This window comes from Bradyrhizobium sp. S3.12.5 (genome assembly GCF_040548225.1).
In the GTDB taxonomy this organism is placed as follows: domain Bacteria; phylum Pseudomonadota; class Alphaproteobacteria; order Rhizobiales; family Xanthobacteraceae; genus Bradyrhizobium; species Bradyrhizobium cytisi.
Genome location: NZ_JBEPRF010000033.1, coordinates 21543 through 35414, shown reverse-complemented (window position 1 = coordinate 35414; position 13872 = coordinate 21543). Strand labels below are relative to the sequence as shown.

14 protein-coding genes are annotated in these 13872 nt (G+C 66.1%); 4 read left to right on the top strand and 10 right to left on the bottom strand.

Going from position 1 to position 13872, the window contains the following annotated elements:
• The first annotated feature begins 140 nt into the window (after nt 1-140).
• Both ABIC09_RS34120 and ABIC09_RS34115 read left to right on the top strand, forming a co-directional pair.
• Nucleotides 141-386, top strand: a complete 246-nt coding sequence (locus ABIC09_RS34120; protein ID WP_148738150.1) for a PilZ domain-containing protein — start codon at nt 141-143, stop codon at nt 384-386.
• Between the two features lie 83 nt (nt 387-469).
• Nucleotides 470-1264 carry a tetratricopeptide repeat protein gene (locus ABIC09_RS34115; RefSeq protein WP_354031237.1) on the top strand — a complete coding sequence of 265 codons (795 nt, stop codon included), beginning with the start codon at nt 470-472 and terminating at the stop codon, nt 1262-1264.
• A gap of 45 nt (nt 1265-1309) precedes the next feature.
• Here ABIC09_RS34115 and ABIC09_RS34110 read toward each other — a convergent pair whose 3' ends face one another.
• The 7 genes from ABIC09_RS34110 to rsmI form a co-directional block, all read right to left on the bottom strand.
• Nucleotides 1310-2599 carry a CpaE/TadZ family protein gene (locus tag ABIC09_RS34110; RefSeq protein ID WP_354112002.1) on the bottom strand — a complete coding sequence of 430 codons (1290 nt, stop codon included), beginning with the start codon at nt 2597-2599 and terminating at the stop codon, nt 1310-1312.
• On the bottom strand, nt 2596-3330 hold the full coding sequence (locus ABIC09_RS34105) for a CpaD family pilus assembly protein (RefSeq protein ID WP_354112001.1): 735 nt from the start codon (nt 3328-3330) through the stop codon (nt 2596-2598). The genes ABIC09_RS34110 and ABIC09_RS34105 overlap by 4 nt, the downstream gene beginning before the upstream one ends.
• Before the next feature lie 55 nt (nt 3331-3385).
• A complete protein-coding gene (locus tag ABIC09_RS34100; protein WP_354031659.1) occupies nt 3386-4903 on the bottom strand; it encodes a type II and III secretion system protein family protein in 1518 nt (505 codons plus the stop codon).
• Nucleotides 4904-4913: 10 nt separating this feature from the next.
• On the bottom strand, nt 4914-5738 hold the full coding sequence (cpaB, locus tag ABIC09_RS34095) for a Flp pilus assembly protein CpaB (RefSeq protein WP_354031239.1): 825 nt from the start codon (nt 5736-5738) through the stop codon (nt 4914-4916).
• A gap of 283 nt (nt 5739-6021) precedes the next feature.
• On the bottom strand, nt 6022-6966 hold the full coding sequence (gene gshB, locus ABIC09_RS34090; RefSeq protein ID WP_354112000.1) for a glutathione synthase: 945 nt from the start codon (nt 6964-6966) through the stop codon (nt 6022-6024).
• A gap of 10 nt (nt 6967-6976) precedes the next feature.
• Nucleotides 6977-7390, bottom strand: a complete 414-nt coding sequence (locus tag ABIC09_RS34085; protein WP_354111999.1) for a YraN family protein — start codon at nt 7388-7390, stop codon at nt 6977-6979.
• On the bottom strand, nt 7377-8327 hold the full coding sequence (rsmI, locus tag ABIC09_RS34080) for a 16S rRNA (cytidine(1402)-2'-O)-methyltransferase (protein ID WP_354031242.1): 951 nt from the start codon (nt 8325-8327) through the stop codon (nt 7377-7379). The genes ABIC09_RS34085 and rsmI overlap by 14 nt, the downstream gene beginning before the upstream one ends.
• Before the next feature lie 350 nt (nt 8328-8677).
• Here rsmI and ABIC09_RS34075 point away from each other — a divergent pair, with 350 nt between their 5' ends.
• Nucleotides 8678-9913, top strand: a complete 1236-nt coding sequence (locus tag ABIC09_RS34075; RefSeq protein WP_354111998.1) for a penicillin-binding protein activator — start codon at nt 8678-8680, stop codon at nt 9911-9913.
• 114 nt (nt 9914-10027) lie between these two features.
• Here ABIC09_RS34075 and hemW read toward each other — a convergent pair whose 3' ends face one another.
• The 3 genes from hemW to rph are packed head-to-tail and all read right to left on the bottom strand — an operon-like array spanning nt 10028 to nt 12589.
• Nucleotides 10028-11212, bottom strand: a complete 1185-nt coding sequence (gene hemW, locus ABIC09_RS34070) for a radical SAM family heme chaperone HemW (RefSeq protein WP_148752833.1) — start codon at nt 11210-11212, stop codon at nt 10028-10030.
• Nucleotides 11213-11228: 16 nt separating this feature from the next.
• On the bottom strand, nt 11229-11864 hold the full coding sequence (rdgB, locus tag ABIC09_RS34065; protein ID WP_354111997.1) for an RdgB/HAM1 family non-canonical purine NTP pyrophosphatase: 636 nt from the start codon (nt 11862-11864) through the stop codon (nt 11229-11231).
• A gap of 11 nt (nt 11865-11875) precedes the next feature.
• The gene (rph, locus tag ABIC09_RS34060; RefSeq protein WP_148752716.1) at nt 11876-12589 is read right to left on the bottom strand and encodes a ribonuclease PH; all 714 of its coding nucleotides are present in this window, start codon (nt 12587-12589) and stop codon (nt 11876-11878) included.
• 179 nt (nt 12590-12768) lie between these two features.
• On the opposite strand from rph, the gene hrcA reads away from it, so the two are divergent.
• Entirely contained in the window at nt 12769-13857 is a 1089-nt protein-coding gene (gene hrcA, locus ABIC09_RS34055) for a heat-inducible transcriptional repressor HrcA (protein ID WP_148752715.1), read from the top strand.
• Nucleotides 13858-13872 lie beyond the last annotated feature (15 nt).

Sequence of the window (13872 nt, the reverse complement as noted above, 5' to 3'; positions counted from 1 at the left end):
TAACGACCGGTAAACGGGACGGCGACACTAAGCTTCGACTACGCCTCGAATGCGAGCGGCTGCGCTCAGCACATTCCAATGAATGTCCGCTACTCCTAGGGCTGCGGGATGGGCCGTGATCTAACGGGTGAACAATTCAAATGCTTGCAAATCGCCGCAGAAGCGAACGCCGGATGTGCACGCGGCTCGCCAAGATCCATTTTGGCGCGGGGTCGCTGCCACGGGACTGCACGATCACGGATATCTCGGATGGCGGCGTCAAGGTCGTGGCGGAATTCCTGGAACTGCCGCCGCAATTCACCATCATCTTCGCACCCGACTATTCCCGCCAATGCCGCCTGCGCTGGCGCATCGGCTGCGAATTCGGCGCGGAATTTACCGACTAAGCCCAAGAGGCGGGCGTCCTTAACGGGAATTTAGCGTTAATCGGCAAAGCATCTCTGATCAGTCCGCCGGCGGTGATCAGAGTATGTCCAAGCGTTCGTCCCTTGCCTCTCCCCCGGCGAGATTCCTGCTTCCCGCGCTCCTGGTGCTTGCCCTCGGTGGCTGCCAGACCACGAGCCTGGAGGATGTGACCGGCGCGCTCGGCGTCGGTGGCAAGCCGGAAGCGGCCGCTACGGCGGACGCCAAGCCCGACATCAAGCCCGACATGGACGGCTTGCGGGAGCGCTATCGCGCCAGGCCCAGCGATCCCGCCATCGCCCTCGACTATGGCAAGGCGCTGCGCGAGACCGGCCAGCGCGCCCAGGCGGTCGCGGTGATGGAGCAGGCCGTGCTCGCCCATCCCAGCAACAAGGCGCTGCTCGCCGGCTACGGTCGCGCGCTCGCCGACAACGGCAATTTCCAGCAGGCCTTCGACGTGCTCAGCCGGGCGCATACGCCGGAGGATCCGGACTGGCACATCCTGTCGGCGCAGGGCGCGGCGCTCGATCAGCTCGGCCGCAACGAGGAAGCGCAGCAATATTATGCGTCGGCGCTGAAGATCGTGCCGGACGAGCCGCAGGTTTTGTCCAATCTCGGCCTGTCCTACATGCTCCAGAACAATCTGCCGCGGGCCGAGGACACCATGCGCCGCGCCTATCGGCGCAACCCGGCCGATTCCCGCGTGCGGGGTAATCTCGCACTGGTGCTGGGGCTGGAAGGCAAGCAGGCCGAGGCCGAGACCATCGTGAAGGCCGATCTGCCGCCGGATCAGGCGGCGGCAAAGGTCACGGCGCTACGCCAGCTGCTGTCGAAGAAGCAGCAGCAGCGGGCGGAGAAGTAATCCGCCGCCGCCGAGAGCACTGCGCGCTCGAGAACGTTTTCGCGCTTACGACGCCTTGCGATGCGGAGCGGATGCGCGTCCGGTCCTGCCCTTCAGCTTCTTCAGCAGCGGTCCGAGCAGCGAACGCTTCGGCTTCCTCACTTCGCCGCGCCCGGCGAGGCGGTTGGCCATATTCTGGAACAGCTCGGTGGTGCGGTGGCTCTTGGAGACCTCCGCAATCATCTGGCCGTTATTGGCGGCGGTCGAGAACAGCTTTGAATCGAACGGGATCACCGCCAGCGGCTGGCTTTCCATGGTCTTGGCGAACGATTTGACGTCGATCTCGGCGCGCTTGTGCATGCCGACCTGGTTGATGCAGTAGAGTGGCGGCCGGTCGTTCGGCCGCGCCGCCTTGAGCACGGTCAGCATGTTCTTGGTGTTGCGCAGGTTGGCGAGATCCGGCTCGGCCACGATCACGATGTCGTCGGCATTGACTAGCGCGCGCTTGGTCCAGGCCGACCATTGATGCGGCACGTCGAGCACGATGCAGGGCGTGGTCATGCGCAACGTGTCGAAGATCGCATCGAACGCTTCCGCGCCGAAATCATAGACGCGATCAAGGGTGGCAGGTGCAGCGAGGAGGCTGAGGCGGTCGGTGCATTTGGCGAGCAGGCGCTCCATCAACGCCGTGTCCGGCCGGTCCTGCGACAGCACCGCGTTCGCAATGCCCTGCGCCGGATCCTGGTTGTAGTCGAGGCCGGCGGTGCCGAAGGCGAGGTCGAGATCGATCACGACGGAATCGAGCGCGAGGTCGCGCGCGATGGTCCAGGCCACGTTGTGCGCGACGGTGGAGGCGCCGACGCCGCCCTTGGCGCCGACCACCGCGATGACGCGGCCGGTGATGATGGCTTCGGAGGCCGAGAACAGGCTGCAGATCGAGCGCACGACGTCGAGGGTTTCGACCGGCCCGACCACGTAGTCGTTGACGCCGCGACGCACCAGCTCACGGTAGGGCGCGGTGTCGTTGGGGTTGCCGATCACGACCACGCGGGTGCCGGGATCGCAAACGCCGGCGAGGTCGTCGAGGCCCTCGAGGATGTCGCGTGTGCCGTCGGATTCGATCACGATGACGTTCGGCGTCGGCATCGTGTCATAGACATCGATTGCCGCGGCGAGGCCGCCGCTCCTGGCGGTGAGATGCGCCTTGGCGAGACGGCGGTCCTGCCCGGCCGCGGTCACCGCGGCGAGCGTCTGCTCGGTCTCGCAAAAGGCCTGCACCGAGATCCGGGGAACCGGCGCAATGTGCTCCTCGGGGTGCTGCGGATCGTCCGCCTCTTCGTCGTGGATGCCCGTCATTTGCCTGTTTCGCTGAGTTTGGCCTTGTCAGCCTCGGGATAAGCGGTCGCGGTGGAGGTGCCCTTGCGGTAGCGGTCGAAGGCGATGTCGCGCCGTGCGGTATAGGCCGGCGTCTCCGCGCGCGGCTGCTCGAGGTCGGCGGGGTTGTCGATCATCGCGGCAAGATTACGTTGGGTGGCGCAGCCGAGATTGAAGTAAGGCCGGTTCTCGTTGTAGCCGGGGTCGAGGATCGACGGTCCCATGTCCTCTGGCCACAGCCCGCAGGGGCCGGCCACCGCCGCGATCTTGGAATAGCTCAGCCGGATGGTCGGCAGCAGGGCGGGGTCTTCGGGACGATAGCGATGCTGGACGATGGCGCGCGACGGCACGCCGCCGCTGCCGAGCACGACGCGGATTTCGTGGTAGGTCGCAGCGGCCGCGCGCGAATTCGCGGTGTCGATGGGCACGTCGACGACGACGGAGCCGGTGCCTTCGCGCACCCAGTCCTGGGCGATGCCCGTCACGTCGGCGTGCTGCGCGGTCGAAAGTCCGCCGCGCGCCTTGCCGACGAAGATCACGATCGAGCGCTTGGCTTCCTGCACCGCGATCGGGTGACGCATGCGGTAGTCGGTCGGTACCGTCTGGGTGGTGACGACGTCGCCCGTGGTGTTGCAGGCTCCCAGCATGACGGAGAGCCCCGTCAGCGCGAGCGCGATGCGCAAATTGCGACGTCGATCATTTGTCTTCGTCATCGCTTCATCCCCTCTTGTCCGTGTCGTGTCTTGCCCGGTCCCCAAACCGTTGGTGTCAGTCGATGATGAAGCCGAAATCACCGCGATCGCCGTCGATCGGATCGGCGCGGCGGGCGATGCCGTAGAGGCGGTTCATGCGGCCGAGCAGCGCCGACTGCGCATCCGAGGACGGCGCGAAGCCGTCATCGGGCCGCGACAATTCCTTCTGGGCGACCGCGCGCACCACATAGGGGGTCACGATCACCATCAGCTCGGTCTCGTTGTTGACGAAGTCCTGGCTGCGGAACAGCGCGCCGAGGATCGGCACCTGGTCGACGCCGGGCAGGCCGTTGACGGCCTGCTTGGTCTGCTGCTGGATCAGGCCGGCCATCGCCATCGAGCCGCCCGAGGGAATTTCCAGCGTCGTCTCGGCGCGACGGGTCTGGACCGAGGGGATGGTGATCGAGTTGGTCGAGCTCGAGGACAGTGCCTGCGACACGGTGATGGCGTTCTGGTTCGACAGCTCCGAGACCTCGGTCATCACCCGCAGGCTGATCCGGCCTTCGCTCAGCACGACCGGCGTGAAGTTCAGGGAGATGCCGAATTTCTTGTAGGAAATCTGGGTGGTACAGACATGCGTGGTCGGATCGCAGGAATAGCCTGCGGGGATCGGGAATTCGCCGCCCGCGATGAAGGTCGCGGATTCGCCGGAGATCGCCGTCAGACTCGGCTCGGCCAGGGTGCGCATCACGCCGGCGCTTTCCATCGCGCGCATCGTGGCGCTGACGGTGGCGACGCCCTTGGCGAGGCCGGCGACGCCGAGCCCGTTGCCGCTGACCAGCGGTCCGCCACTGGCCGAGAACGGGTTGGAATTGTTGAAATTCACCACTGCGGTGCCGGCGTTCAGGCTGGCGCTGAGATCGACACCCAGCTGCTTGACGATGTCGCGGCGGACTTCGCCGACAACGACCTTCAGCATCACCTGGTCGCGGCCGCGCACGACGATGTTGTTGACGACCTTGTCGGCGCCGCCGACGAGCTTGGCGGCGACGTCGCCGGCCTGCTGGGCCTCGACCGGGCTCGACACCGAGCCGGTCAGCATCACGCTGTCGCCGACGCCCTCGATCTGCACGCCCGGCAGCGATGCGCGCAGCGCCGTGCGCATGCCGTTGAGGTCGCGCTTGACCGCGATGTCGTAGGAAGCAACCTGCTGGCCGTCGGCGCCGAAGAACACCACGTTGGTCTGGCCGACCTGGCCGCCGATGATATAGGCGCGCTGCGCTGAGCGGATCACAGCATTGGCGATCTTGGGATCGGCCACCAGCACGTCCTTGACCTCGCGCGGCAGGTCGATGACGACCGACTTGCCGACGCCGAGCGACAGCGAACGCGTCCGCGCCGGCGCGATGGTTGCGACCGGCGACACGCCGAGATCCGGCGCCTGCATCGGCGCCTGGTCTCCGACCGGCGCATCCGCAGCGCGGACGAGATCGGGGGCTGCGAGCAGCCCCAGCATCAGCATTGCCCCTGCCCGGAACGAGCCAGCGCGCTTCCCCCGAATGCGCAGGCCCATCCGATTACCCCCGTAGTTCATCATGTCCCCATCACTTCTGTGACGTCAGTTGTCGCGCCTGCACGCCGTAGCGGATCACGTTCACGCCGCTCGAGCGTTGTTTGAGCGACTGGTCCTCGGGCGTGCCGTCGGAGGCGCTGGCATCGGCGATGCTGCGCAATGCAAGTGTCAGCGCGCCGCCCTGGCGCGAGGCCGACAGCGTCGCGACTTGGTCGGGCCGGAGCTCGAGCGTGACCGTCTTGCCGAGCACGGCGTTCTGGCCGTCCTTCTCCTTCGGCGCCTGGTCGATCGCGAGCACGCGGATGTTGGTCAGGATGACTTCCGACAGGATCAGGTCATTGCCGCCGGTCGAGCTGTTGGTGTTGGCGCCATCAGGGTTCTTCAGGCGTCGCGTCAGGACGATGTCGACGCGGTCGTTCGGCAGGATGAAGCCGCCGGCCCCGGTCTCGGCGGAGATCTCGGTGGACACGGCTCGCATGCCGGACGGCAGGATCGCGGCCATGAAGCCGGAGCCGTCGGCCTTCACCAGCTTCTGCTCGCGGATCGGCTCGCCCTGCATCAAGGGCACGCGCGCGATCGAGCCGGCGATCTGGGTCTGCGCGTCGGGCCTGCTGTCGCGGCGGATGAAGGCGCCGCTCGCGGTCGATTGCGGCCAGGTCTGCCATTGCAGATCCTCGGCCTTCACGGCCTGGCCGAGCTGAATGTCGGATTTGGCGACGAGCACCTCGACCGTCGGCAGCTTCTCGGCCACCGGGAGCGCGGGCGCGGGCTTGTTGTCGTAGCCGCTCGCCAGATACGCGGCGACGCCGCCGGCGCCAAGTGCGATGACGAGAACGACAATGCGTGCGGTGTTCATACGCTTCTACTCTTACGCGGGGCACTCGAACCGCACGTGGCGGGTTCCCCGGCATCGATGAGTAGGGAGTAAAAGTATAAGGGGTGTTGCGAGGCCGAGTGTGATGGTCAGTGACGGCGCGGGTTCTGGGCAGATGGTGAATGCCGCGTTAGCCGCGCGGCCAGCGGCCCCGTAGATTCACGCAGGCGCGCTCGTGCGTTCGCACGAGGCGGGGAGCGTCATGGTGAATGGGTGGTTAGTGAAGCGCGGTCAATGTTTCCGTTGATGTCTGTAGCGCCGCTGCTTACTTCGCCCGCTTCTGCTCGATCGCGTCCCAGATCTTCGCCGCAACATCGGGGCCGCCTAGCCGCGCGATGGCGCGGATGCCGGTCGGCGAGGTCACGTTGATCTCGGTGAGGTTGCCGTTGATGACGTCGAGGCCGACGAACACCAGGCCGCGCTCGCGCAACGCCGGGCCGACGGTGGCGCAGATCTCGCGCTCGCGCGGCGTCAGCTCGGTCTCCTTTGCGGCGCCGCCGCGCACCATGTTGGAGCGGAGGTCGTCGGCGGCCGGCACGCGGTTCACCGCGCCAGCGAACTCGCCATTGACCAGGATGATGCGCTTGTCGCCGAGCTTCACCTCGGGGATGAACTGCTGGATCACCCAGGCCTCCTTGAAGGTGACCGAGAACATGTCGTAGAGCGAGCCGAAATTCATGTCCTGCGGCATCACGCGGAAGACCGCGGCGCCGCCATGGCCGTGCAGCGGCTTCATCACGACGGCACCGTACTTGTCGCGGAAGGCGTTGATCTCATCGAGGTCGCGCGAGATCAGGGTCGGCGGCATCAACTGCGGAAAGTTCATCACGAACAGCTTTTCGGGCGCATTGCGCACCGAGGCCGGGTCGTTGACGACCAGCGTCTTCGGATGGATGCGCTCGAGCAGGTGCGTCGAGGTGATGTAGGCGAGATCGAACGGCGGATCCTGGCGCAGCAGCACCACGTCAAAGCCGTTCAGCGCCTCGCGCCTGGGCTCGCCGAGCGTGAAGTGATCGCCGGGCTCGTCGCGCACGGTCAGGAGCTGCACCGGTGCGACGATCTCGTCGCCGACCATCGAGAGCTTGTCGGGTGTGTAATAGGACAGGCCGTGGCCGCGCTTCTGCGCCTCCAGAAGCAGCGCAAAGGTGGAATCGCCCTTGATGTTGATACGGGCGATGGGGTCCATCTGGACGGCGACGTTCAGTTTCATGGTCTGCCTTTCAGGTCGAGGCGTCGAATGCCGCCAACACATGGCGTGGAAGTGATCGCGGCGCAATCAGCATGGCGTCGAATCGCAATTCGAATTCCGCATGCTCGGGATGCGTGACAAGCCAGCCCTGCGCGGCGTCGATGATGCGCCGCTGCTGGCGCGGCGTCACCGCATAGGCGGCCTCATCGAGGCTGGCACGCGCCTTGACCTCGACAAAGGCGATCAGGTTGCGGCGGCGCGCCACGAGGTCGATCTCGCCATGCGGGGTGCGGTAGCGCTTGGCGAGGATGCGGTAGCCCTTCGCCATCAGATAGGCAGCGGCGCGGCTCTCCGCGGAGATGCCGGTGCGGAACGCGGCGACGCGCTCGGGCGAGGCGATCTTCGGTTCCGGTTTCGGATCCGCTGGATCCTTAGGCTTCGCCATCGCCGCCCCGCAAATCTTTTGCGAGTTCGAGCGCGCGGGCATAGACCTCGCGCCGCGGCCGACCCGAGAGCGCGACTGCGTGTGCGACGGCGTCCTTGACGCTATGGGTGGCGAGCTGCTCGCGCAGGAGATCGTCCAGCGCGTCCGGTGTCAGCACGTCGGCATCCGCGGCAGGCGGAGCGATCACCAGCACGAATTCGCCGCGCGTCTCCAGCGTGTCCGCCTCGCGCGCCAGCTCATCGAGCTTCGCGCGCGAGATCTCCTCGTGCAGTTTTGTCAGCTCGCGGCAGATTGCGGCCTCGCGCGTGCCCATGATCTCGGCGAGCTCGGCGAGCGTATCCTGTACCCGATTGCCGGATTCGAACATCACCAGCGTCGCGTCGATGCGGGCAAGTTCGGTGAGGCGCGACCGCCGCGCGGCGGATTTCGCCGGCAAAAATCCCTCGAAGAAGAAACGGTCGGTCGGCAGGGCCGCGACCGACAGCGCCGCCAGCACCGAGGATGGGCCGGGTAGCGCATAGACCGCATGGCCGGCTGCGCAGACATCGCGGACCAGCTTGAAGCCGGGATCGGAGATCAGCGGCGTGCCGGCGTCCGACACCAGCGCGACCGAGCCGCCTGCGGCAAGCGCCTCCAGGATCCTTGGGCGGGCGGCCTCGGCATTGTGCTCGTGATATTGCTTGAGCGGCGCCGAGATATTGTAACGCTCGGTCAGGCGCCGCGTGATGCGGGTGTCCTCGCAGCAGATGACGTCGACCCCGGCCAGCGTCTGCAGCGCACGGAGGGTGATGTCGCCGAGATTGCCGATCGGGGTCGCGACCAGATAGAGGCCGGCCGCCGCCTTCGGCACCGCGAGCCGATGGGCGTCGATGGAGAAACCGCGCGGGGCGGCGTCCGTAGCTTCAGTCGTATTTATCGGGGCCGGCTTTGCGCGCATAATCAGACGAACTTAGGCATGATCCCCGGGGCTGGGAACCGGTCCCCCGAAAAAGATCGTGCCGGGCAAGATACTGAACTGGGGCGAGGAAAGACTGGAATGTGATCCATCCGGCATCACATTCCCTAGCAAATGAAGCGTCAGCGCCATATTCGTGGCGGAAACCCCGCTTTGATGCTGGATGACGGACGGCGAGCAGCCAACCAGGAACGTAAGGCAGTCGCGTTAAGCGGGCATTATCCTTTTGTTTTGGTTAACTATTTGCCGACAATATGCCTGAATCCGCGGCTTCTGTCGCGGCAAGATTTGCTGTGATCGGCCGGCGACGGAAGATCAGAAGAAGAGCTGCCATGGTGGGCCCGCGTGATCTGAAGTCTTCCGTTAACGGGTCCCGTTTGTCGGGGGCGACCCGGCGGAGTGCGCTTGGCCTGCTGCTCGGCGCGCCCTTGCTGTCAGCCTGCGCCGGCGTGCAGCAGAGCCTCAGCCAGTTTTCCAACCCGTTCTCGAGCTCATCCCCGCCGCCGGCCCAGCCGGCCGGGCCGCCGCAACAGGCGACGACCGCCGGCGCCGGCGGGGTGAAGGTCGGCGTGATCCTGCCGCTCTCGGCCGCCGGCAATGCCGGACTTGCCGCGCAGTCGATGCACAACGCCGCCGAGATGGCGCTGGCCGAGTTCCAGAACCCGAACATCCAGCTCCTGATCAAGGACGACAATGGCAGCCCGCAAGGTGCGCAAGCCGGTGCGCAGCAGGCAATCGACGAAGGCGCCGAGATCATTCTGGGGCCGCTGTTTGCACAGTCGGTCCCCGCCGTGGCGCAGGTCGCGCGCACGCGCGGCATCTCGGTGATGGCGTTCTCGACCGATTCGAGCATCGCAGGCCGCGGCGTCTATCTCTTGAGCTTCCTGCCTGAGTCCGACGTCAATCGCATCGTCGAATATTCCGCCAGCATCGGGAAACGCTCCGTCGCCGTGCTCGTGCCCGACAATGCCTATGGCAATGTGGTCGAAGCCGCGGTGAAGGCCGCAGTGCCCAGGCGCGGCGGACGCATCGTCGCGTTCGAGAAATACGGCGCCGATCGCGCGACGCCGGCGCGCACCGTCGCGCAGCAGCTCGGCAGCGCGGATGCACTGTTCATTGCCGATGACGGCGATGCCGTCGTCGCGGTCGCGGATGCAATGACCGCAGCGGGCGCGAATTTGCGCAACATCCAGCTGCTCGGCACCGGCCTGTGGGACAGCCCGCGTGTCTATGCCAGCCCAAGCCTGCAGGGTGGCCTCTATGCCGCACCCGATCCGGCCGGCTTCCGCGCGTTCTCCGGCCGCTACCGTACCAAATATGGTGCCGAACCGATCCGCACCGCGACGCTCGCCTATGACGCGGTGGCGCTTGTCGCAGCGCTCGCGCGCACGCAGGGCACCACGCGCTTCTCGTCCGACGTGCTCACCAATCCCTCCGGCTTCGCCGGCATCGACGGCCTGTTCCGCTTCCGCGCCGACGGCACCAATGAGCGTGGGCTCGCGGTGATGAAGGTGACGACGGGCGGCGGCGTTGCAGTCGCGGGCTCACCGAAGAGCTTTGGGGCTTAACGAGCTGCTGTAGGGTGGGCAAAGGCGCGCGCTTGCGCGCCGTGCCCATCATCTCTCAACAAATTTTCATGGAATGGTGGGCACGCTCCGCTTTGCCCACCCCACGAGATCTCATTATGCTGCGAGATCCGCGACCACCGCATCCAGCACTGGGAATCCGCTGCTCGTGACGCGCAAACGGCCCGTCGCATCCACCGTGATCGCGCCTTCCTCGCGCAGTAGCGCGATGCGTTTGGGATCGAGCGGGCGGCCGGAGAGCGCGGTGTAGCGCTCGGGGTCGATACCTTCGGCCAAGCGCAGTCCCATCAGCAAGAATTCGTCGGCGCGTTCTTCGCTGTTGAGAAGATCGTCGGTGACGACGCCATGGCCGCTGCTTTCGACGCGCATCACCCAGGCTTCGGGACGCTTCTCGGTGGCGGTGGCATGGCGGATGCCGTCGATATCGAGGCGGCCATGGGCGCCGGGACCGATGCCGGCATATTCCTCGCCGCGCCAGTACACCAGATTGTGCCGGCACTCGGCACCGCGCCGCGCGTGATTGGAAATCTCGTAGGCAGGCAGCCCCAGCTTGTCGCAGGTCTCCTGTGTCACGTCGTAAAGCGCGCGCGCGACCGCTTCGTCGGGCGTCTTCAGCTTGCCGGCCTGGTGTAGGCCGAAGAACGGCGTGCCTTCCTCGATCGTCAACTGATAGAGCGACAGATGCTCGGCCGCTTCGTCGATTGCGAGACGCAGTTCATCGGCCCACATCGCCGGCGTCTGGTCCGGCCGGGCGTAGATCAGATCGAACGAATAACGGTCGAACGAACGGCGCGCGATCGCAACGGCATCGAGCGCCTCGCGCGCGCTGTGCATGCGGCCCAGCGCCTTCAGCGAGGTATCGTCGAGCGCTTGCACGCCGAGCGAGACGCGGTTGACGCCGGCTGCGCGATAGCCGGCAAAGCGCGTGGCTTCGACACTGGTCGGGTTCGCCTCGAGTGTCACCTCGACGTCGTTGGCAACTTTCCAGTGCTTGCCGATCGCGTCGAGCACGGCGCCGACGGTTGCCGGCTGCATCAGCGACGGTGTCCCGCCGCCGAGGAAGATCGAGGTCACCTCGCGGCCGGGCGAGCGCTGTGCGGTGGTTTCGATCTCGCGGGCGAAGGCGGATGCAAAGCGCACCTCGTCGATCGCGGCGTGGCGGACATGGCTGTTGAAGTCGCAATAGGGGCACTTCGACAGGCAGAACGGCCAGTGCACGTAGACGCCAAAGGCTTCGGATTCCTGTTTTGACGCGTTTTCCTGGCGCGAACCGGTATCCACTTCGCTCGAAAACGCTCTAGCGCGGCTCAAGGCAGATCTCCGCCAGTTTCACGAAGGCGCGGGCGCGGTGCGACAGGCCGAGGCCGAGCGGCGGCAGGCCGTGCTTTTCAATGCCGGTCATCTCGCCGAAGGTGCGGTCGTAACCATCCGGCAGGAACATCGGATCGTAGCCGAAGCCGGCGGTGCCGCGCGGCGGCCACACCAGCGTGCCGTCGACGCGCGCCTCGACCTCTTCGAGATGATCGTCGGGCCAGGCGACGCAGAGCGCGGAGACGAAATGCGCCTTGCGCTTGTCCGGCGTGGTGGCGCCACGCTCCTGCAACAGGCGCTCGATCTGCGCCATTGCGGCAGCGAAATCCTTGGACGGTCCGGCCCAGCGCGCGCTGTGGATGCCGGGCGCGCCGTCGAGCGCATCGACCATGATGCCGGAATCGTCGGCGAAAGCGGGCAACTTCGTCGTCTGCGCCGCCGCGACCGCCTTGATCGCTGCATTGCTGCGGAAATCGTTGCCGGTCTCGTCTGGCTCGGGCAGGCCGAGCTCGCCGGCCGACACCACCTCGATGCCATGAGGCGCGAGCAGCTCCTTCATCTCGGCGAGCTTGCCGGGATTATGGGTCGCGATGACGAGCTTTCCGGTGATTCGGCGGTGCATGGGCTTATTGACTACGCGACAGCCAGTTTCTGCAAGTCCACGAGACGCGCGATGCCCTTTTGCGCCAGGGCGATCAGCGCAAGGAACTCGTCCTGGGTAAACGGCTCGCGTTCCGCCGTGCCCTGCACCTCGATGATGCGGCCATCGCCGGTCATGACGAAATTGGCGTCGGTCTGGGCTTCCGAATCCTCGGCATAGTCGAGATCCAGCACCGGCTTGCCCTGATAGATGCCGCAGGAGATCGCGGCGACGTTGTCGCGCATCACGTTGGCCTTGATCATGTTGCGCGTCTTCATCCAGTTGATGCAGTCGGCGAGCGCGACCCAGGCGCCGGTGATCGAGGCGGTGCGGGTGCCGCCGTCGGCCTGGAGCACGTCGCAATCGACCGTGATCTGGCGCTCGCCGAGCGCTTCGAGATCGACGATGGTGCGCAACGAACGCCCGATCAGGCGCTGAATCTCGACGGTGCGGCCGCTCTGCTTGCCGGCGGCGGCTTCGCGGCGGGTGCGTTCGGAGGTCGCGCGCGGCAGCATGCCGTATTCGGCGGTGACCCAGCCGCGGCCCTGGCCCTTCAGCCAGGGCGGCAGGCGGTCTTCCAGCGTAGCGGTGACCAGCACATGGGTGTCGCCGAACTTCACGAGGCAGGAGCCTTCCGCATATTTGACCACGCCACGCTCCAGCGTCACGGGGCGCAATTCGTCGGGCGCACGGCGGCTTGGCCGCATGGGAATTCCTCCAAAACTCTCGGAAAAGGGCTATTCGCGGTGCTTGTAGGTGGGGTGAGGGTGGGCGGCAAGGGGGGAAGACAAGGCTTTTTGACCCCCGGTTTTCCACCCCGCAAACGCCACGCTTGTCAGAACCCTCGGGGATGGACAAATTATCAGCATCTGAGAGGAGTTACCCTGTGGCCCATCACGATCCGATCCATCTGATCGCGCCGCGCGCAGGCCTCGCCCAGCTCAACGAGCGTTCCCGCGACATCTTTCGTCAAATTGTCGAAAGCTATCTCGCGACCGGTGAGCCGGTGGGCTCGCGCAACATCTCACGGCTGATCGCGATGCCGCTGTCGCCGGCCTCGGTCCGCAACGTCATGGCCGATCTGGAACATCTCGGCCTGATTTATGCGCCCCACACCTCTGCTGGCCGGCTGCCCACGGAACTCGGCTTGCGCTTCTTTGTCGACGCCTTGATGCAGGTCGGCGACCTCAACGACGCCGAGCGGCAGTCGATCCAGAGCCAGCTGACCTCGGTCGGGCAGGCGCAGTCGGTCGAGGCGGCGCTCGACCAGGCGCTGACGCGGCTGTCGGGTCTCACCCGCACCGCTGCTGTCGTTCTAACGCCGAAATCGAATACCCGGCTGAAACACATCGAATTCGTCCGGCTGGAACCCGAGAAGGCGCTGGTGATCCTGGTCGGCGAGGACGGCCAGGTCGAAAACCGCGTGCTGACGCTGCCGCCGGGGGTTCCCTCCTCGGCCATCACCGAAGCCGGCAACTTCCTCAATTCGCGGATTCGCGGCCGGACACTCGCCGAGGCGCGACTCGAGCTGGAAACCGCGCTCGGCGAGGCTCGCGCCGAGCTCGACCAATTGACGCAAAAGGTGATCTCGGCCGGGATTGCGAGCTGGTCCGGCGGCGATAATGAAGACCGCCAGCTCATCGTTCGCGGCCACGCCAATCTGCTGGAGGATCTGCACGCGCTGGAGGATCTCGAGCGGGTGCGGCTGCTGTTCGACGATCTCGAGACCAAGCGCGGCGTGATCGACCTGCTCGGGCGCGCCGAAACCGCCGAAGGCGTGCGGATTTTCATCGGTTCGGAGAACAAGCTGTTCTCGCTGTCGGGGTCCTCCACCATCATCTCGCCCTATCGGGACGCGGCCGGCCACATCGTCGGCGTTCTGGGCGTGATCGGGCCGACGCGGCTGAATTATGCCCGTGTGATCCCGACCGTGGACTATGCCGCCCGCATCGTCAGCCGCCTGCTGGGGGGCTGACCGGCATTTGAGCCG